At 40.3% G+C, this 20,736-nt stretch carries 21 protein-coding genes and 1 riboswitch; of the genes, 19 read left to right on the top strand and 2 right to left on the bottom strand.

Features of this window, described 5'->3' with window-relative positions; genetic code table 11:
* Positions 1 to 85: 85 nt before the first annotated feature.
* From ACZ427_RS11245 to ACZ427_RS11205, 9 genes are all read left to right on the top strand, one after another.
* Positions 86 to 1,651 (top strand): spore germination protein, encoded by a 1,566-nt coding sequence (locus tag ACZ427_RS11245; RefSeq protein WP_461178547.1) that lies wholly within the window; start codon positions 86 to 88, stop codon positions 1,649 to 1,651.
* 31 nt (positions 1,652 to 1,682) lie between these two features.
* Positions 1,683 to 2,786: a GerAB/ArcD/ProY family transporter gene (locus ACZ427_RS11240; protein ID WP_461178560.1), complete on the top strand. Its 1,104-nt coding sequence runs from the start codon at positions 1,683 to 1,685 to the stop codon at positions 2,784 to 2,786.
* A 16-nt stretch (positions 2,787 to 2,802) separates the two neighbouring features.
* Positions 2,803 to 3,990: a Ger(x)C family spore germination protein gene (locus tag ACZ427_RS11235; protein WP_464883428.1), complete on the top strand. Its 1,188-nt coding sequence runs from the start codon at positions 2,803 to 2,805 to the stop codon at positions 3,988 to 3,990.
* On the top strand, positions 3,987 to 4,214 hold the full coding sequence (locus ACZ427_RS11230; protein ID WP_461178545.1) for a hypothetical protein: 228 nt from the start codon (positions 3,987 to 3,989) through the stop codon (positions 4,212 to 4,214). The genes ACZ427_RS11235 and ACZ427_RS11230 overlap by 4 nt, the downstream gene beginning before the upstream one ends.
* A 309-nt stretch (positions 4,215 to 4,523) precedes the next feature.
* Entirely contained in the window at positions 4,524 to 5,564 is a 1,041-nt protein-coding gene (locus ACZ427_RS11225; RefSeq protein ID WP_461178544.1) for an FUSC family protein, read from the top strand.
* Between the two features lie 85 nt (positions 5,565 to 5,649).
* A complete protein-coding gene (locus ACZ427_RS11220) occupies positions 5,650 to 6,465 on the top strand; it encodes a SurA N-terminal domain-containing protein (RefSeq protein ID WP_461178559.1) in 816 nt (271 codons plus the stop codon).
* A gap of 297 nt (positions 6,466 to 6,762) precedes the next feature.
* On the top strand, positions 6,763 to 7,767 hold the full coding sequence (locus ACZ427_RS11215; RefSeq protein WP_461178543.1) for a DUF3231 family protein: 1,005 nt from the start codon (positions 6,763 to 6,765) through the stop codon (positions 7,765 to 7,767).
* Between the two features lie 290 nt (positions 7,768 to 8,057).
* On the top strand, positions 8,058 to 8,183 hold the full coding sequence (locus tag ACZ427_RS11210) for a hypothetical protein (protein WP_461178542.1): 126 nt from the start codon (positions 8,058 to 8,060) through the stop codon (positions 8,181 to 8,183).
* 814 nt (positions 8,184 to 8,997) lie between these two features.
* Positions 8,998 to 9,204: an aspartyl-phosphate phosphatase Spo0E family protein gene (locus ACZ427_RS11205; protein ID WP_464883427.1), complete on the top strand. Its 207-nt coding sequence runs from the start codon at positions 8,998 to 9,000 to the stop codon at positions 9,202 to 9,204.
* A gap of 140 nt (positions 9,205 to 9,344) precedes the next feature.
* On the opposite strand, the gene ACZ427_RS11200 is transcribed toward ACZ427_RS11205, so the two are convergent.
* Positions 9,345 to 9,470, bottom strand: a complete 126-nt coding sequence (locus tag ACZ427_RS11200) for a hypothetical protein (protein ID WP_461178540.1) — start codon at positions 9,468 to 9,470, stop codon at positions 9,345 to 9,347.
* A 264-nt stretch (positions 9,471 to 9,734) separates the two neighbouring features.
* Positions 9,735 to 9,843, top strand: a riboswitch (TPP riboswitch).
* A gap of 203 nt (positions 9,844 to 10,046) precedes the next feature.
* Here ACZ427_RS11200 and ACZ427_RS11195 point away from each other — a divergent pair.
* From ACZ427_RS11195 to ACZ427_RS11155, 9 genes are all read left to right on the top strand, one after another.
* A complete protein-coding gene (locus ACZ427_RS11195; protein ID WP_464883426.1) occupies positions 10,047 to 10,589 on the top strand; it encodes a thiamine phosphate synthase in 543 nt (180 codons plus the stop codon).
* Complete coding sequence (thiO, locus tag ACZ427_RS11190; RefSeq protein WP_464883425.1) at positions 10,570 to 11,694, top strand: glycine oxidase ThiO; 1,125 nt, start codon at positions 10,570 to 10,572, stop codon at positions 11,692 to 11,694. The genes ACZ427_RS11195 and thiO overlap by 20 nt, the downstream gene beginning before the upstream one ends.
* Positions 11,691 to 11,894, top strand: coding sequence for a sulfur carrier protein ThiS (thiS, locus tag ACZ427_RS11185; protein WP_461178538.1), 204 nt, complete (start codon positions 11,691 to 11,693; stop codon positions 11,892 to 11,894). Before thiO ends, thiS begins: the two co-directional genes overlap by 4 nt.
* 1 nt (position 11,895) lies before the next feature.
* On the top strand, positions 11,896 to 12,660 hold the full coding sequence (locus ACZ427_RS11180) for a thiazole synthase (protein WP_461178537.1): 765 nt from the start codon (positions 11,896 to 11,898) through the stop codon (positions 12,658 to 12,660).
* Positions 12,660 to 13,676 carry a thiazole biosynthesis adenylyltransferase ThiF gene (locus ACZ427_RS11175; protein WP_461178536.1) on the top strand — a complete coding sequence of 339 codons (1,017 nt, stop codon included), beginning with the start codon at positions 12,660 to 12,662 and terminating at the stop codon, positions 13,674 to 13,676. The genes ACZ427_RS11180 and ACZ427_RS11175 overlap by 1 nt, the downstream gene beginning before the upstream one ends.
* Before the next feature lie 73 nt (positions 13,677 to 13,749).
* The gene (locus tag ACZ427_RS11170; RefSeq protein WP_461178535.1) at positions 13,750 to 15,075 is read left to right on the top strand and encodes a PTS galactitol transporter subunit IIC; all 1,326 of its coding nucleotides are present in this window, start codon (positions 13,750 to 13,752) and stop codon (positions 15,073 to 15,075) included.
* A gap of 2 nt (positions 15,076 to 15,077) precedes the next feature.
* Positions 15,078 to 15,365 (top strand): PTS sugar transporter subunit IIB, encoded by a 288-nt coding sequence (locus ACZ427_RS11165; protein ID WP_461178534.1) that lies wholly within the window; start codon positions 15,078 to 15,080, stop codon positions 15,363 to 15,365.
* A gap of 186 nt (positions 15,366 to 15,551) precedes the next feature.
* Positions 15,552 to 16,724 carry a hydroxymethylglutaryl-CoA synthase gene (locus ACZ427_RS11160; RefSeq protein WP_464883424.1) on the top strand — a complete coding sequence of 391 codons (1,173 nt, stop codon included), beginning with the start codon at positions 15,552 to 15,554 and terminating at the stop codon, positions 16,722 to 16,724.
* 408 nt (positions 16,725 to 17,132) lie between these two features.
* On the top strand, positions 17,133 to 18,371 hold the full coding sequence (locus ACZ427_RS11155; protein ID WP_461178532.1) for an Nramp family divalent metal transporter: 1,239 nt from the start codon (positions 17,133 to 17,135) through the stop codon (positions 18,369 to 18,371).
* Positions 18,372 to 18,588: 217 nt separating this feature from the next.
* Here ACZ427_RS11155 and ACZ427_RS11150 read toward each other — a convergent pair whose 3' ends face one another.
* Positions 18,589 to 19,260, bottom strand: coding sequence for a hypothetical protein (locus tag ACZ427_RS11150; protein ID WP_461178531.1), 672 nt, complete (start codon positions 19,258 to 19,260; stop codon positions 18,589 to 18,591).
* Positions 19,261 to 19,642: 382 nt separating this feature from the next.
* On the opposite strand from ACZ427_RS11150, the gene ACZ427_RS11145 reads away from it, so the two are divergent.
* Positions 19,643 to 20,557 (top strand): glycine betaine ABC transporter substrate-binding protein, encoded by a 915-nt coding sequence (locus tag ACZ427_RS11145; protein ID WP_461178530.1) that lies wholly within the window; start codon positions 19,643 to 19,645, stop codon positions 20,555 to 20,557.
* The last annotated feature ends 179 nt before the right edge of the window (positions 20,558 to 20,736 follow it).

Below are 20,736 nucleotides of genomic sequence, written 5' to 3'. Positions count from 1 at the left end.
AATCAAACTATGGTATATGTCTTGACGGATGAATGCGTACGGATATCGAGGATGAAAGTTAGGTGGAAGGGGGCTGGTAAATTCCATGTTAAAACGAAGAAAAAAGTATATGTCCAATCAGGAAAAAGATAGGAGCACCATCAGCGAACAAGCAGTAGACGAGGAGGATCCGCTATCTGGTAACTTGGCAAGTGATGAAAAAAATCTCCAAACGACTTATAAAGATAGTGCAGATGTTATTTTTCGTTCGTTTTACATAGCTGAAAAAGATAAAGCAGTCCTCATTTATATTGAAGGTCTATCAAACATTGAAGAAATCGATGATAATGTACTTTCTCCACTCATGAACGTAACTGGGGAGAAAGACTATCCGGTTGATGCATTGATCCATAAAAAAGTAGCGGTTACGAATGTAAAAGAATTAACAACGTTTTCCGCGTGTACGAAGGAAATAGCTTCAGGGAACCCGGTCATTCTAGTGGATCAGCAAAAAACAGCTTTTTCTGCTGGGCTTTCCAAATATGAAAAGCGTTCGATTGAAGAACCACAGGCGGAAATGGTTGTCAGAGGGCCGCGTGAAGGATTTGTTGAAACGCTAGCTGTAAATACTTCTCTTCTTAGAAGAAGAATCAAGAACCCTAAGTTAAAAATGAAATCTATGCAAGTAGGAAAATATACGGAAACAAAAGTGATGGTCACTTATGTCGAAGGACTTGCAGATCAAACGTTAATCGACGAAGTGACGAACCGAATAAAAAGAATAGACATTGACGGCATCATGGAAAGTGGCATGTTGGAAGAATTCATCGAGGATAATCCGTCTTCTCCTTTTCCGCAGATATTAACAACCGAACGGCCGGATATCGTTACCTCTAATCTGCTGGAAGGGCGTGTTGCTATTCTGATTGACGGAACACCTATTACGATGGTTGTTCCTACAACGCTTTATTCTTTATTGCAGTCCCCAGATGATTATTACGGACGCTTTTGGATGGGGACATTTTTTCGTTGGCTTCGTTACGTTTTTGTCTTAATATCCTTGCTTTTTCCCTCTTTATATGTGGCTTTGCTCACGTTTCATCAGGAGATGATTCCAACAGCGCTGTTAATCAGCTCCGCCGCCGCACGTGAACAGGTTCCATTTCCGGCATTGGTGGAGGCATTAATGATGGAAATAACCTTTGAGACATTAAGGGAAGCGGGCTTGCGACTGCCAAAGCAGCTTGGTGCAGCTGTAAGTATTGTAGGCGCTCTTGTGATCGGCGAGGCAGCAGTTTCTGCAGGTATTGTTTCGGCTCCCATGGTTATCGTTGTTGCGATTACAGGGGTTGCTTCGTTTACAATTCCGCGTTATTCCGCCTCTTATTCCATCCGTATGCTTCGTTTTCCGATGATCGTTTTGGCGGGAACACTTGGCTTACTTGGCATCATGCTGGGCATCCTTCTTATCATCGTCCATCTATGTGCACTGCGTTCCTTCGGTGAACCGTATCTTAGTCCAATGGCACCAATGAAAGGGCAGGACATGAAGGATGTACTCGTGCGCGCACCATGGTGGAAATTGAATACAAGACCTCATTTAACAGGGAAATATAATAAATATCGCCAATCCAAAAACCAGAAACCGAATCCGATTAGAGGGGAAGAATAGCAATTTATTTTCATGGATAGAGGTGAATAGGATGATTGAAAAAGGGAAGATTAGTGCGATGCAGATGGCTCTCCTCATCTATCCGACCATTATAGCTACAGCCATCCTTCTCGTACCAGCCATTACAGGAAAATATGCACGTCAGGACATGTGGATATCACCGATATGGGCTTGTTTCGCAGGTTTTTTGGCTGTTTTTTTAGCCATCCGATTAAATAAGCGCTTTCCGGAGCAGACAATTATTCAGTATGGAGAGAAGATTATCGGGAAATTTCCTGGAAAACTGATCGGGGCTGTTTTTTTACTCTTTTTAATTCATGCTGAAGGAATGATTTTGCGAGAATATGGGGAGTTTGTTGTGGGGAATTTTCTCCCGACTACCCCAATGGCTTTCGTGATCGCGAGCATGACACTCGTCTGTGCATTTGCAGTCCGGGGAGGGCTGGAAGTATTGGCGAGGAGTGCTGAAATTATATTTCCTGTTGTTATGATTTTATTTATATTGACGCTTCTTTTACTTCTGCCTGAACTAGAACCAGCGAATCTCTTTCCTGTCTTTGAAAAAGGGGTTACACCTTCATTAATGGGTGCAGTGGTACCATCCAGCTGGTTTCTGCAATTTTTTCTTATTTCCTTTTTGCTTCCCTTTTTGAATGACAGAAAAAAAGGAATGAAAGTAAGTATGATTACCGTAATAGCTGTCATGCTGACATTGGTGATTGTTAATTTAGTTACGCTCTTTGTATTTGGACCCCTCACAACGAGTTTTACGTACCCATTCATGGAAGCTGCCAGGTACATAAGTATAGCTGACTTTCTGCAGCATTTTGAGGCCGTTGTGATGGCGATCTGGGTATCCGGTATTTTTATCAAAGCTTCTATTTTCTACTATGCCATTGTTCTCGGTACAGCCCAATGGTTAGGTTTATCCGACTATCGCCCGATTGTATATCCTGTTGGAATCCTGCTGGTGGGGATGAGTATGTGGTCGGCAACCAATTTGCAGCAACTCGAGCAATTATTAAGTAACATTTTCCCGTTTTATGGAACGATATTTTTTACGATCATTCCGCTGTTATTGCTGATTGTTGCTGCTATACGCAAAAAACGTTCAAAAAAATCCACGGCGAGCTGATGGAAAGGAAAAAAAGATGAAAATGATGGTTGAACGAAGAAAAAGACGCTTTTCTCATTTGTTGTGTTTCCTGATACTCCTCTTTCTTTCGGGTTGCTGGGATCGTACCGAAGTAAATGACTTAGCAATTGTTACAGCAGTAGGACTTGATAAAACCGATGACGGTCAGATTGAACTTTCCGTACAGATTATTAACCCGGGAGCGCTGGGGGGATCCGGATCAGGTGGTGCCAGCGGAGGTAAACTGTCGACGGTTGAAAAAGATACGGGGCGAACGATATATGATGCCAGATCCAAACTTCAGCAGAAGGTTTCCCGCAAGTTGTTCATTGGCCACAATCCGGTTGTTTTTATTGGTGAGAAAATGGCCGAGGAAGGAATCAGGAGCCATATTGAATACTTCGCAAGATCTCCTTTTCCGAGGCTTCGGACCTTTGCATTTGTTACGAAAGGAAGCCCCGTAGATTTTCTAAAAGTCTCCCCGGATTTAGAGAGAAATTCAGGAGAAGTTGCAAGGGAATTAGCAAAGTTTCAAGTTGGAATGAGTGTAACAATGAAAGATTTATTACTGATGTTAACCGGTGAGGAACGAGGTGCGGCATTGCCATTGATTGAAATCGAAGAGGAACCGCCGGATACTATCGGATTACGTGTAAATGGAACGGCTATATTCCAAAATGGAAAAATGATTGAACAAATCGACGATAAAATGACGAGGGGGATTCTTTGGCTGAGAGATGCAATTGAAACAGCCACTGTAACGATTCAGCCCGAAGATGCAGAAGGATTGATCTCTTTTTATATATTTCGCGCGAATACCTCATTGGTTCCTACCATTGAAAATGGAAATTGGAAAATGACTGTCAACATTAAATCATTAGATGATGTGATGGAAAATGAAACGAAATTAAATCTAATGAATCCAGATACTGTAGAAAAGCTTGAAGTGCAACTGGAAGAAACAATTGATGAGCGAATTCATGAAGCACTGGAAAAAATACAAAACGAAATGAATGTTGATATATTTAACTTTGGAAGAGCGTTTCATCGTCATTATCCAGACCAATGGGCAATGGTGAAAGATAATTGGGAAGAGAAATTACCGGAAGTAGAAGTGGAAATTCAAAGCAATGTGGAAATTGAAAGACCAGGAAGATCCACGTCCCCACAAGGCGTACCGGAGGATGAGGTGATTGAACAATGAAACTCGTATATGTATTGATGATTCTTGTCATTGCCGCCCTGATTACCGTATATGAATGGCCAAAAATAAATAAAGATATGAAGAAGGAAAAACGTTCTTTTATCCTGTTCACCATGGGAGGGGTCTTACTTGCGATCCTCCTCGTTTATTTTCCAACGATGCCCGGTCCCACTGAATTGGTGGAAGCAATATTCAGCCCTCTTGGGAAATTAATGGAAAAGTAATTTTGGGGCCAATTTTGGGGCCTGCCCCCCATTACACTAAAGCGTTAAAGCAGTAGAGAAGTGGGGGACAGGCCCCGAGTGTGATTTTTATTTATCTTAATGATGAATTATATTAAGAGCAACAAGAGATGGTATGATAAACTAGCAGCATACAGATGAAATAATAGGAAAATAAAAGGCATTTTCAACAGGGGAATAAAAGAAGAAAGAAAATCATAATGCTTGCGAGTAGCCTAATAAGCGGTTTTTTAATTGGGCTTATTATAAGTCATCCCCATAAGATAAAGTGATAACTAGAGGAGAATAAAGGTGAACTTTAATATTGGGCCAAGAATGATGAAAACTGGTTTGGCTGTTGCATTAGCAATTTTGATAACGGAGAGTCTGGATTTTGAACTTGGTATGGTCGCTGTCATCACAGCAGTCATTACCATGCAGCCATCCATTATGCGTTCTTTCACATACATTAAAGAAACAGCATTGTCCACGCTGATAGGGGTTGTATTTGCGTTAGCCGGGGCCTATACACTGGGCCTGCACCCGATTGCTATCGGGATCACTGTTATCCTGGCGATTGCAGTTAACATTAAATTGGGTTGGGTCAAAACAGTCAATATTACGATTCTGACGATTGCGATTATCATGCTGTCTGGAGAAGAAACCATTCATTTGTGGTACCTCCTTGAACGGCTGTCATTGATCTTCATCGGTATTTCGTCTGCATTTTTGATTAATGCATTCATATTTCCGCCCAATCATCAAAAACTTCTTTATGACATGATTAAAAAGTCATTGGATAAAACAAGCTTTCTACTTCGTGTGATACCGAACAAAACGATGAAAGTAAGAGAATTGAAAGAGCGGGAAGAGGAGCTGGATCAGGACATCAAGGAAATAAATGATTACCTGGATATTGTCACGGACGAAAAAAGCAGGATGTTTATCAGAAATCGATACCATTTCATGCGTGATATTGTAATTTTTAAACAGATGTTAAGAGTAGTCGAGCTTGAATCGGACTTGATTGAAAATCTGGAATTAAAAATAGATAACATTGAGGAAATATCGCCAAACCAATCTTTTTTAGTCAAAAAGTTAGTGACCAGGATTGTCGAATACCATGAGAACATCATTTTAACCTACGAAGAAAAAATACTTGTCCAAAAAGGGTTGCAGAAAGAGAGTTTTACTGCAATGAATTTGACAATTAATGATTTGATTAATGAATTACAGCAATCCGAAATTGAAAAATGGATTGAAATTTTCCCTGTAGCCAGCAGTATTGTTAAGCTGATGGTAGAACTTGAGAAACTGGATAAATATATAAGAAAGCAGGAGAAGACGTTTTAAAGAGGTTAATGGACGATCAATCATATTTTAGATGTACAATCCATTTGTATATGTTACAATGACCAACACGATACAGGAAAGGAGAATGATTTTGAATAAAAAATGGTTTTTAAGTCTAATCATTGCCGCACTTGTAGCGCTATTAGCCGCATGTGGTGATGGTGATGAATCAGCTGAAGATAATAATGATGAATCTGAAACACAGGAGGAAGAGTCTGCTGATAATGAAGCAGCTCCAGAAGGCGGAGAAGGTGGCGAACAGCCTCAAATGCCAGAGCCTGATATGGAAGGCGTACCTGATGTTGTTGCAGAAGTAAATGGTGAAGAAATTGCGAAAGAGGAATTTGAAAATACGTACACGACCCGATTTCAGCAAGCAACCATGCAATCACAGATGTCTGGGCAAGAAGTTGACGAGGATCAATTAAAACAACAGGTTGCAGATAGTATGATTGGTATGGAACTTCTCATACAAGAAGCGGATAACAGCGGTGTCGAAGCATCAGAAGAAGATATCAATACGACACTGGATGAATTGGTAGAAATGAATGGCCTTGAATCAAAGGATGATTTCCTTACAGCGATGGAAGAACAAGGTATGGGTGAAGAAGAAGTTATGTCACAGGTTGAATTGCAAGCAAAAATAGACAAGCTTATTGCCAGTGAGACTGGTGACATTGAGCCATCGGAGGAAGAACTGCAAGAAATGTATGATCAACTGGTAGCCCAACAAGAACAACAGGGTGGAGAAGGAGAAGGTAGTGAAGAAGCTGAAATTCCATCCTTTGACGAACTGAAACCAGACCTTGAAAAACAACTTATATCACAAGAAGAAGGAAAAGCGGTACAAACACTTGTTGAAAACCTTCGTGAAGATGCAGACGTAACAGTCCATTTATAATTTGAAAAAACCAGATCCCACATGCGGATCTGGTTTTTTTTAGCACATCTTCAACGCATTACGGTTGTTTTTTTAGCTATTATTTCTACCCATCGAGATAATCCTGCTCACGGTTGATTCTTCCTGCGTCTCCATAACCTTTTCTGTTTGGTAGTGTAATTTTTGTCAAGGATTATATTACAACAACTACACGTATTACAGTTTGTTGAACATATTATTGTTTTTTTAGGTGCGAAAGTTGAGTTATTTATATTTACATTCGTCATGGGCATATTACTCTTAACAGGAGGTTTTACAATGGAGAATAATCATGATTTTCGATTAACATCTGCCGAAATGGGAAAACTTTGGACAACTTATTCAGGAAATACCATGTCCAAATGCATTCTTACACATTATCTTCAACATATTGAAGATCAGGATATAAAAGAAGTTTTAAATGATGCTTTGAATTTATGTAACTCGTTTCTGAAAACGATTGAAGAAATATTTATTCAGGAAAAATTCCCAATACCAATCGGTTTTACAGAAGGGGACGTGGACTTAAATGCTCCGAGATTGTTTTTAGATGAGTTTTACCTGCACTATCTAAAATATATGGGTAAAGCAGGAATGAGTATTTATTCTATTGCAATACCTTTAATGAGACGAAATGATGTAAAAAACTTCTTTATCTACTGCCTTCAATCTACAGTAAAACTTTTAACTGAAGTTGACAATGTCTTAATGAAAAAAGGGTTTTTCGTGACCCCGCCAGAAATTCCGATACCTGAAAAAGTTGATTTTGTTCAAAAGCAAAAATATCTAAGGGGTTTCTTTGGAGATACGAGACCTCTTCATGCTTTAGAAATCACGCATCTTTACGATAATCTTGAAAATGATGTAACAAGTGGAGCTCTTCTGATTGCTTTTAGTCAAGTAGCCAAAGATGATAACGTTCAGCAGATACTTAAAAGAGGAAAGAATATTGCTGATAAGCATGTAGAGGCGTTTACAGAAAAACTTCATAAAGATGACTTACCTTCTCGCGAGAGCTTGGATCACTTGGTTACTGATTCTACAATTTCACCGTTTTCGGATAAATTAATGCTGATTCATAAGATGGAGATGTTTTCCATGAAAGTTAGAACATATGCGAATGCTGCATCTTTTAACGGCAGACGTGATATAGGTGGGATGTATACACGTTTTTTAATGGATAATGGACTATACGTTGAAGATGTAACCAATATTTTAATTGATTATGGATGGTTGGAACGCCCGCCACAAGCTGTAAATCGGGATAACTTGAGTTCAAAATAATTTTTTGTAACAGCTTAGTTTTTTTGAAGAATCCTTTCGTAAATTTTGTTGCTTATTAACCTTCGTAGTTGATATAAAATGCGACGTAACTTTATCGTGATTTTGCTTCTTCCGTTTCTTTTAAACCAGAGCGCTATCACAATCGCTAATCGCTTCAGCAGAATACTTCGCTTTTTAGTGGGCACGGCTTCAGCCTCGGGCCAACACGATGTTGGTCACATAGGCGTTGCCCTAGGACGGGGCGTTCTTAGCCTGTGTTCTTTAGCCCACGCTATGGGGTTGAAAATCAAATGTTATACGAGCCGGGATTACGTAATAAAGAAGGGAAGACTTCGAAGATTGATACGCTTCATCACTATATCCAATTGAACAACCAGGAAAAAAGTGATGATGTCCTGGATGTGTCTGTCAAATAACCCCTATCTGAGGGAGGGCTCGATATGAATCCTTACCGTTTTGCTAGCGATTTTCAAGATAAACCGAGAAAAAAAGCGATATTTTAAGAAAACAAGCGTTGTGCCCGTTTTCATTTCATTTGTTTTCGTTTTCATGAGAAATGTTACCGATTCCACGGACTTTGTAAAAAACTCCCTTTTCTTCCATAATTAAAGTATCAAAAGAAAGGGGAGATAAACATGATGAAAAAAGTAAAAGAACTACTAAAGGATTCCATGGAATTGTATGTAGATGCTTATGAAAGACTTAACCGTCAGTAATTAAAAAAATAGAAAGGAAGTTGAGATTATATGAAAAAAGCAATTAAAAAACTGGAACAGTTCATCGATAAAAATGCAACATTTTACGGGGATTTCCACAGAAAAAGATAATCCACCAAATTTTTGGAAGTGAGGGTGTAATATGTCATTACCGATACAATATCAAAGTGATCCCAAAAACCGATTCTAAACGGTAAATAGAATCGGTTTTTCATATGTCTTCTTGACCTCCAGGTAATCCATTCCGTAATTCTCCCAATTATCTCCATACGCGTTCATAAAATTCATCCCCATTTTTTACTTTATATTATCCTGTATATGACAATTTACAATTAAAACATGATTAAGGCAGCAATGTTTTCTGATTTCATTAAAATTTTCTGATGCAAAAACCGAAATGGTGAAAATTATTTTTGTCTACTCATGTCTACTTTTGTAGAATCTATTGCATCATTTATTAAAAGTTGGCATAATATTTTTTGTTGGGTTTTTAAACAAACTAATATCTGAACCAATGAAAGCAGATGTAAGAAGGGAAGAAATATTGATGGAACAAATAATCGTAGCCGTACCATCCAACTTGCCAACAGATATTTTAATGAAAAAGAATGAAATGATTCAACTCGGGCTGGAGTATGGTTTGGCAAATGATCGAACAATAGAATGCAGCCAACAACTTGATAAACTTTTAAACAAGTATGCGACTGAAACACATAGTTAAAAAAACTGTTCAGTACCATTGAGCAAAAACCGAATTGTATAAAAGTTAGGAGGATACCATTATACTCCTAACTGAAAAAGGCAAGCCTGTTTGATTTCAGGCTTGCCTTACACATGTGGTATTTTCTTTTATGGCTATCATTAATTCTCCTGTGGTTTGGAGTCTGGTTCACCTTGTGGGTCGATATCCTGATTTGGATCATTCGATTTTTGCTTTTGTTCCAGGGAATCATCATTATGTTTGTTTTCTTTTTCTTGATTTGCCATGATATCACCTCATTCGCAGTATTGGATAGGATGTTGACTTTATGTATAATTTAACCGTTATCAGTAATGTTAAAACATGAATCGAAGTGTTCAATTAGCTGGATTGACGTGTAAGAATGCGTTTCTCGTAGGTTCAATGTGTACAAGGAAAAGATGTTTATTTTCAATAGCGTGAAGCCGCATCGAAAACGGTTACTTTACGAAAAGAATAATTATTGACAATTTTAGTACCAATGATATAATGCTACTAACAATTAAATAGAATCGATTCACTAGGGGTGCCTTTTAGAAGGGCTGAGATCAAAGTGTAACTTTGGGACTCTTTAAACCTGATACGGTTGATGCCGGCGTAGGGAAGTGAAAGAATGGATACGTCTATTCCTAATTTGAAGATAATATTACATTCAAACCACTTTCCTGACCAAAGGGAAGTGGTTTTTTACGTTTCTGCATGATTTTTAAGGAGGTGTTTCTGTCGATACTCGTAAAAAATCACCAGGAGAGCTTCATATCATCTCAACCGGTCAACAAACACCGGAAATCTTCGCTTCGATTGCTAAAATAATAAATCCATATGTGAATGTGTTTCACCTAAGGGAAAAATCATGGTCCGACATCAAACTGGTGGAAACAATAGAATTACTTGACTCAAAAGGCATCCAACCTGAAAAGATAATCGTAAATGATCGGATGGAAGTCGCTCATTCTATGAAAACACTGGGAGTGCAATTAGGTAAAAACAGCATGAATGTATCGGAGGTAAGAAGTCCTTACGACCACTTATGTATCGGCTGTTCCGTTCATTCGGTGGATGAGGCCCTTTTCGCTTCCAAACATGGCGCCGATTATTTACTGTACGGACATGTATATGAAACCCAATCCAAGCCCGGGCTGAAGCCAAATGGACTAAAGGGGTTGAAAGATGTGGTCCAGCATGTAAGCACACCAGTTATTGCCATTGGTGGTATAACACCTGAAAACACACCAGATATCATCAAAAGTGGTGCAAGTGGAATCGCAGTATTATCTGGTGTTTTATTAGCAAATGATCCGATGAAAAACGTAATCGCATATCGCAAAGCATTAAGAAAGGTGGCTGATGATGAAAAAACGTTATGATGCAGTGGTTGTAGGCGGGGGTGTAATTGGTTGTTCGATTGCCTTTCAATTAAGTAAACGTGACTATCACGTACTGGTTATTGAAAAAGAAAGAATCGCACAAAAAGCGTCACGTGCTGCTGCCGGCATGCTAGGAGCTCAGAATGAAATTACAGAAGATAGTCCACTGTTCTCCATGGCACGAAGAAGCAGGGAAATGTTTCCTGAATTGGCAGAAGAGTTAAAATTACTTTCCGGTATTGATATTGAACTGCTGCAAAGCGGAATTTTACGAGTGGCTCAATCTGATGAAGAAATGGAAAACTTAAAAAAGATCGCTTCATTTCAAGAAATGAAGGGAGAAACCGCAGAATTACTGAATACGGCACAGGTACAAGCGAGAGAGCCGGAAATTTCCGGTACTGTTGCAGGTGGTTTGTACATGCCGCGTGATGGACAGGTTTCAGCACCGCTTTTCTCACAAGCATTAGCAAAATCTGCAGCTGTTTTAGGGGCGGAATTTCTTGAATATACAGAAGTAATTGATTTCGTGAAGGAAAATGGCAGTGTTTCCGGTGTGAGAACTGGAACGGATATATTCTTTGCGGATGAAGTTATTGTGGCAGGTGGACCGTGGAGCAGCCAAATTATCGAGAAAACCGGGTTAACCTTAAATGCACATCCAGTAAAAGGAGAATGTTTATCCGTTCACCATCATGGACGCATTGTAACATCAAGTATTTTTTCGTCCGATGGATATATCGTTCCGAAATCAGGCGGGAGCCTAATAATAGGGGCAACACAAAAACCCGATACATTTGACGAATCAGTTGAATTGACGAGCGTCTACCAGCTGATAAATAATGCTATGAAAATTATCCCGGCACTAAAATCGGCTACATGGGAAAAAGCGTGGGCAGGTATTCGTCCACAAACGGGGGATGGCTTGCCCTATCTGGGGAGGGACCCTGATTTAGGCGGCTTATCCATCGCAACGGGGCATTATCGCAATGGGATTTTACTAGCTCCTGTAACCGGCTTCCTTATGGCCGATTTAATTCAAGGAAAAGCGATCGATGATACATTTCGAATGGACCGAATACCACATGAGGAGGTAAACGCATGAATCTGCTTGTCAATGGAAACGAGGTTAACGTACCAGGTAATGTTAAAACGATTACAGATGTGATTGGGTACTTTTTTAACAATCCGCCGGTCGTCATTGTCGAACACAATGGTGAAATTTTAGATCTCGAAAACCATTCAAACAAGGAAGTAACAAATGGAGATAAACTTGAATTAGTACAATTTGTAGGAGGTGGCTGATATGTTAACGATTGGGGATAAAAATTTTAACTCCAGATTACTGTTGGGAACTGGAAAATTCCCGAACTTTGATATACAAAAAGAAGCCGTGGAGGTATCAGAAACAGAGATTTTAACATTTTCAGTACGTCGGATGGACATATTTGAACCGACACAGCCAAATTTTCTGGAAAAGGTAGACATAAAGAAATACAGCCTGTTACCAAACACTGCAGGTGCAAAAACGGCAAAAGAAGCAGTTCGTACGGCGAAACTGGCTAAAGCTTCAGGTCTTTGTGACATGATTAAGGTTGAGGTAATTGGCTGTGATAAAACACTGCTGCCTGATCCAGTTGAAACCTTACATGCAACAGAAGAACTACTAAAAGAAGGATTCACCGTGCTTCCTTACACCTCGGATGATGTTCTGTTAGCTCAGAAACTGGAAGAGCTCGGTGCACATGCGATTATGCCTGGAGCATCACCAATCGGGTCTGGGCAAGGTATTATCAATCCGCTTAACTTAAGCTTTATTATCGAACAATCGAGTGTGCCTGTTATCGTTGACGCTGGTATTGGCTCACCTAAAGACGTTGTTGAGGCAATGGAATTGGGTGCGGATGGCATCCTGCTGAATACTGCTGTTTCAGGCGCCAAGCATCCAGTTAAAATGGCTGAGGCTATGAAACTAGCTGTAAAAACAGGTCAACTGGGCTATGAGGCGGGGCGAATTCCAATCAAACGCTATGCTACAGCAAGCAGTCCATTGGAAGGGGTTAGCCGTTGATGGATGCCCGTTATTCAAGACAAATATTATTTTCCCCCATCGGTGAAGACGGTCAGGACAAAATAAAAAGTAAGCATGTACTAATTATTGGAGCAGGTGCACTTGGTACTGCAAATGCGGAGATTCTTGCCCGTTCCGGTGTTGGAAAAATATCCATTGCTGACCGTGATTATGTTGAATGGAGCAATCTGCAACGTCAACAGTTATATACCGAAGATGATGCGATAAACAGCATTCCAAAAGCGATAGCGGCTAAAAGAAGATTAGAGAGCATTAATAGCGAAGTGACGATTGAGGCAAGTGTTGTGGATATAGGGCCCCTTGAGATGGAAAATCTCGTGAAAGGGGTGGACCTAATTATGGATGCAACAGATAATTTCGATATTCGGATGATTATTAATGACATTTCTCAAAAACATAATATTCCATGGATCTATGGTGCAGTTGTTGGCAGTTATGGCATTAGTTATACCATCATTCCGGATAAAACTCCATGCCTGCACTGTTTGATGAAAAAAGTGCCAATAGGTGGAATAACCTGTGATACCGGTGGAATCATCAGTCCAATTGTTCAACTTATTGTTGCACATCAAACAACGGAAGCGTTGAAAATACTCACCGAAAACTGGGAAGCTTTACGAAATAAGTTAATATCCTTTGATATTTGGACCAACCAGCAGTCTTTCATTGATGTTGAACCGTTTAAAAATGAAGACTGCCTATCATGTGGTCAGGCAGCAAGCCATCCATATTTAAATTACGAGAATCAAACCAAAACAGCTGTGCTATGTGGGAGAGATACCGTTCAAATCCGGCCAAAAATAGAGGAGAAGCCGGACTTGAGGGAAGTGGCCGTACATCTTTCAGAAATAGGAAATGTAAAGCATAATCAATTTCTTTTATCCTTTACCATCGATGCATATCGATTCGTCCTGTTTCAGGATGGTCGTGTCCTTGTCCATGGAACGAGTGATGTCGTGCAAGCTAAATCACTATATCACCGGTATATTGGGTAAACAGCAGGCGTAGAAAGCAGGCTGAAATCGCAGCAATGCCTAAACAGCAAAAGCTAATCGGGAGGGGAGCTCATTGGCGATTTTACAAAGCTTTGTTGATTTGGGAGCCAGTGTGATGCTCCCAATTATTATTTTTATTTTTGCATTAGCGCTTGGTACAAAGGTACAAAAAGCATTCTATTCCGGGCTTATGGTTGGCGTTGGTTTTGTGGGACTGAATGTCGTTTTGGAATTATTAACATCAAGTTTAGGTCCGGCAGCACAGTCGATGGTAGATCATTTCGGTTTCGATTTACATACCATTGATGTTGGCTGGCCAGCAGCTGCTGCGATTTCCTATGGTACCGCACTCGGAAGCCTTGCTATTCCAATAGGCATCGGGATTAATCTTATATTACTATTATTTGGCTTAACCAAAACATTAAATGTTGATATTTGGAACTATTGGCATGTTGCATTCACGGGGTCTCTTGTTTATGCATTAACAAATGATTTTGCTTTAGGTTTAGTTACAACAGCTGTTCACGTACTGATTATTTTTCTATTAGGTGACCTCATTGCTCCAGAAGTGGAATCCTATTTTGGATACAAACAAATTACCTTTCCACATGCAGCATCTGCCCCATCCTATTTTCTGGCCAAACCATTGAACGCAGTGTTTGACCGAATTCCAGGGTTCAACAAGTTGGAAGCAGACCCGGAAGCCATTCAAAAACGTTTTGGAATTCTTGGTGATTCAACGGTTTTGGGTGTTTTGCTTGGTTTTATTATCGGATTGTTGGCAGGTTATGGCATCAAGGAAACACTGCAATTAGCTATACAGACAGGTGCCGTCCTGTTTCTTATGCCGAAAATGGTTGCATTGTTAATGGAAGGATTAACGCCTGTTTCAGAGGCTGCCAGTAACATGATTAAAAAGCGATTTCCAAACAGAAACCTGTATATTGGAATGGACAGTGCCCTGGCAGTTGGGCATTCCGCAGTGTTATCGGCTTCCTTATTAATGATTCCAATTACATTGTGTCTGGCAGTCATATTACCTGGAAACAGCGTCTTACCATTCGGTGATTTGGCAACCATTCCTTTCATTGTATGTTTGATGGTGCCTGTATTTAGAGGGAATATTATTCGAACGGTAATCGGTGCAACGATCTACATCGGTGTTGGCTTATACATTGCCACATGGATTTCCCCATTATTTACGGAAATGGCGATGTCCGCTCAATTTGATATGGGCAATAATACAAGTATTTCTGCACTTGTTGATGGTGCTGTCTGGACAACTGCCTTATTTGCAGGACTGGGAAAGCTGTTGAGCTGGTATGGGATTGGGCTGATTGGTTTAACCGCAATAGGAGGATTGCTGTACGTTAATAAGTTTAAAAACAAAGGAGGTTAAGTATGAAAAAAATGTTAGTTATCTGTGCTACTGGTGTCGCCACTTCCACTATAATTATCGGAAAATTAAAAGAATGGTTAAAGAGAGAAGCACTATATGAAAAGGTCGAAATCCATCAAGGAAAAGTCAGTGAAGCAATCAATAAACAAAATGACTATGATTTTATTATAGCCGCAACCCTTGTTCCAGAAGAGATGAAAGCGAATGTTATTGACGGAGTACCATTGCTGACAGGAACCGGAGCAGGAGGAGTTTATGCTAATATAAAGGTCAAAATTCTGGAATCATAATAGGAAGCAGGAGATCAATTTCTCCTGCTTCCTATTCATTGTTTTTATTTTCTTCTTATATTATCATTAAGGATTGTAACGTATGTCATTTATATTACATACCCCCGTGAAATGTTTTACATATTGCCTGGGAAATTATCCTTATAGCATCACTGGAATTTATTCAAAAGCAAAGGAGTGTTTCGATTGAAAATAGGAATTGATAAAATTGGTTTTTATGCGCCACATTTATATGTGGATATGAACAAATTGGCCGTTGCCAGAAACGTAGAGCCCGAAAAGTATACAATCGGTATCGGGCAGGAAAAGATGGCAATTGCTCCGATAACGCAGGGTACGGTGACATTGGCAGCAAATGCGGCTTTGGAAATTTTGGACGAAGCGGATAAGGAAAAGATTGACTTTGTCATTTTTGGGACGGAATCAGGTGTCGATCATTCAAAATCGGCAGGGGTTTATGTTCACCAACTGTTGGGGTTAGATCCACAAGCCCGTGCTATTGAAGTGAAGCAGGCCTGTTATGGAGCGACTGCTGCAATTCAAATGGCGAAAGGACATATTGCGTTGAATCCGGAAAGTAAGGTATTGGTATTGGGGTCAGATATTGCAAGGTATGGCTTGAATACTTCAGGAGAGGCAACGCAAGGAGCTGGAGCAGTTGCGATGGTGGTCAGTGCCGATCCAGGCATCTTGGCACTGGAAGATCAAAGTACTTATTTGACCAATGATATTATGGACTTCTGGCGTCCAATATACTCGGACAAGGCGTTTGTCGATGGAAAGTTATCAAATGAACAATACATTTTATTCTTTTCCAAAGTCTGGGAACAGTACAAAGCCAAATCAGGTTTGGAGCTGAAAGATTTTGAAGCAATCTGTTTCCATTTGCCATATACCAAGATGGGGAAAAAGGCATTGAAGGCTGTTCTGGATGAAGGCACACAAGCAGATCAGGATCGCTTGATGGAAAATTATCAGGTCAGCACAACGTATAATCGAAATGTTGGAAATATTTATACTGGATCATTGTATTTAAGTTTACTTTCCCTTCTGGACCAAAAAGAAGATTTGGCAGCAGGTTCCAGAATTGGCCTGTTCAGCTATGGTTCTGGGGCGGTAGGGGAGTTCTTTACTGGGATCCTGCAGCCAAATTACCGGGAGCATTTACATGTTGCAAACAATGCGACATTGTTTGCATCACGAACAGAAGTAACGGTTTCCGAATATGAGACAATTTTTGAGAAAACCTTGCCAACAGATGGTTCCACTATCGAATTGGATATCGAAAAAGATCCCGCGACAATTTGTGTGGCAGGAATAACCGATAATATGCGTCAGTATGTCAATAAATTAGGTTAGTAGAACTTGTGTGATAGGCTGTACCTCGCTTGGTACAGCCTATTTTTATATGAAAATAATCTCCAGTAAGCAACTCTTCCTTCATAGAAGTTCTATTATAGTTATGATTATCATCGGGGTGGAGAGTGACCGAACGCGGAGGAGGGGTTGTCATTCTGTCCCTCATCGGGCTGATGAACGACCGAAAGCGGGGCCAGAGGCGTAATTCTGTCCCTCATCGATGTGATGAACGACCGAACGCAAGAGGCAGCGCCATCATTCGGTCACATACCAGGCTGTTGAAAGACCGAACACAGAGGAGACACTTTTATTAACACTGGCGCCTTTTTATCATACGTTTCTTGAAATCGCATGCAGGGTATAGCAATTAGTGATACACAATAAGAATAGAAAAAAGGAGCTTGTTGCATGGATAAGCCCTCGTTTTTTGCCAAAATGAAAGAAAAGCTGAAAGTCATCGGTCCGGGTGCGATTATTGCCGCATCTTTTATGGGGCCTGGTACGATTTCCACCGCAACGCAGGCCGGTGCATCCTTTGGCTATTCATTGCTTTGGGCAATTGTATTTTCCGTCATCACGACGATGTTTTTGCAAGAGATGGCTTCCCGGCTTGGGATAGTAACAGGAAAGGGGCTGGGGGAAGCTATCCGCGAGCAATTTGAGCGGCCGGTATTAAAATATAGTACGTCGATCCTGATTGGTTCTTCCATCGGCTTCGGATGTGCTGCTTACATGGCCGGTGATTTAACAGGGGCAGCGCTCGGGATCTCTCTCATGACAGGTATTCCACAAAATTACATCGCCCCTGTTATTGGTCTGATTATTCTTATCATTGGTCTCTTTGGAACGTATAAACGTTTTGAAAAAATACTTATTGTTCTTGTCGCCATCATGAGTATCACTTTCCTTACAACAATGGTGGTTGTCCAGCCCGATATTCTTGAAATGTTTGAGGGGGCATTTATCCCTTCCATTCCAAGTGGGTCAATTGTCGTTATCGTTGCGCTTATCGGGACAACCGTTGTTCCTTATAATCTGTTTTTGCATGCTTCCGGTGCAAAGGAGCGTTGGAAAGATCCTTCCAACCTGAAAAAAGCCCGAAAGGATATTGTCATTACCATTGGTCTTGGTGGGCTGATTACGGCAGCAGTTATTATTACTGCAGGTACAATGATTCGTGGTTATGATGTTACTGGAATCGAAGGATTAGCTATGGCGCTGGAGCCGACACTTGGTGAATGGGCAACTGCTTTTATTAGTATTGGAATGCTGGCAGCAGGATTTTCATCGGCCATGGCGTCACCGCTTGGAGCAGCTTATACCATTGGCGGGGTCACAAACTGGGGCACCGGGTTCTCTAATTGGCGATTTAAATTGATTTTCGCCATCGTCATTGGAATTGGAATCATCACGTCAGCGTTGGGGTTCGAACCAATGCAGTTGATTTTATTTGCACAGGCATTAAATGGGCTGATTTTGCCGGTTATTACCATTTTTCTATTGGTGGTTGTTAACAATAAAAACGCGCTTGGAAAATATGTAAACTCCGTCAAGCTAAATATTGTAGGAGGATTTATTGTGCTCATAGCCAGTGGGCTGGGCATATACAGTCTCGTTGATGCGGTAGTTGGATTTATGGAAGCGTAAGTGTGCTTTTAAGAATTTATATATTTGGCAGCATATCAATTCTTTCTCAGTAAAGAACATGTCCAGCTCCAGCGTCCACATGTTAAGCAGGATTCAATCAGAAAATAATTGGTATGGACTTTTTAAAAAACCACCTGGAACGAGGCTCAGTACCGTTCCAGGTGGTTTTTATAAATTTGATTCAGATTTATGTGCTATCAGGCAATCCCCCAGATGTTTACAATTTTTCCCCCACAGGGTATACAAGTTCAAAATTGCTTGGATCAAGGAGTTCGGCAACATGGACATGAACGCCATGGCCGAATATGACTTCATCTGCCGTCATGGCGACAATCATTGCTTTTGTACGCTGATGAACATCAATATAGATATCGCCAACTACCGGATTTAGAGATTCATCACTTTCCACAAGATAGGTAACGGATTCGTCCTTTTCCTGTTGAGATTCTGATACCAGACCCGGATCCTCGTAAGCAATCTCGCGGCCTGCTTCCGTCTTGCCGGGAACCATCATCATGTATTCATTTGATCGGACACCATTGTCTCTGGTCGTAGTTAAATTTTTATCTATTACTGTTTCGACTTTTTCTATTTCATTCAAGGAGTAGTTGTCAAATAAATCAGGTGCTGGTTTCGTTATCAGAATGTAGTCACCGGGCTCTGGTACACTATTTTCATTGATTGTGTATCGCTTTCCATAAAAAATAAATGTATCCTTATCCTGTGGTTTGATCCATGTAATATCACTTGCTTTTGCCTGGATTCGTTGCATATCCTTCAACCGGTATAGATATACAGGCTTTTTGTACACATGTTTAATGGAATAAACCTTGTGTAATTCATTCTTATAATACACAAACTGTCCTTTACGCACCTGATACAATTTCATTTTTTCTTCTCCCCTTACACATAATTTTATGATTCATTTCGCAACTCATTTTCCCTCATCAGCCCGGTAATTAAACCTGTAAATTGAAGAAGAATTGTTAAATACTGAAGATGCCTGTTCTTAAAAAGGGTAGATGCTGTATGCATGGAATCAGAAGAAGGAATTTAGAAAACTTGGCATTTGCTATAGGTTAGGCAATTTGCCGAGTCCCGCACTTATGCAGTAAGAAATTTTATGGTTTCTTAACTGCCAAAATATCCAAACATACTTGTCCTTTATTCTCGAGCTCTATTTCCTTCTTTTATACAAGTTTGTGTTACCATCTTATATGGATGAAATTAATAATATATTATTACATATTTATGAAAGGAGCAACATTCAGATGAAAAAGATTTTAATATTAATCATGATTACATTAATGCTAGTCCTGGCCGCTTGCGGGTCGGATGATTCAGCTGATGAAGAGACTTCCGGAAACAATGAATCAACCGGCTACAGTGAAGAAATCGATTATGAAATTACTGGGATTGAGCCAGGAGCAGGTGTAACAGTAACGACAGAAGAAGCAATAAATCATTACAGTAATCTCGAGGGATGGGAACTCAAACAGTCGTCGACTGCAGCTATGATGTCAAGTTTAAACGAGGCAATTGATAATGAAGAACCAATTATTGTGACAGGATGGAATCCGCATTGGATGTTTGCCCAGTATCCGGATCTTAAATATTTGGAAGACCCTGATGGTGTTTATGGAGAAGCAGAAGAGATCAGGACACTAGCTCGGACAGGCCTAAAAGAGGAAAAGCCGGAAGCACATAAACTATTGGACCAGTTTGCATGGGAAGTTGAAGATATGGAAGGCATCATGCTGGAAGCGGAACAAACAGGAGAAGATATTGAAGAGCTTTCCAGACAATGGGTCCATGATAATCCTGAAAAAACTAAAGCATGGACAGAGGGAGTCCAAGATGTGGATGGAGTGGAAGTGGAAATTGCCAGCACCCAGTGGGATTCGGAATTAACCTCCACGTATGCTGTCGCTGAAGTGATGGAACAAAAAGGCTTTAATGTGACAGTGACAACTGCCGATGTAGCTGTCATGTACCAGGCGGTTGCAACTTCAGATGTTGATGCTACCGTGGCAGTCTGGATGCCAATTACCACTAAAGAATTTTATGACGAACATGAAGGAAACTTTGAAGACTTAGGAGCTAACCTGGAAGGTGCGAAAATAGGAATGGTGGTTCCGGATTATATGGATATCGATTCCATCACAGACCTGGAACCCGCAAAATAACGGATATTAAAAAAGCTGTTGGGCCTGAAAGGAAACTAAGTCAGGTCTAGCAGTTTTTTATTTTGGACAGAGAAACAGTAAATAGAAATGCTCCGAATTCCTGAAAAACTTTCACAGACCAAGGATACTTTCTTACGAATAAGGCTTGTCTTGTAGCGAAATTTGTTAGGGGAGAAATA

This window comes from Virgibacillus ainsalahensis (genome assembly GCF_055380755.1).
Note: the sequence above shows the minus strand (reverse complement) of the source record. Positions and strands in the feature narration are given on the sequence as shown.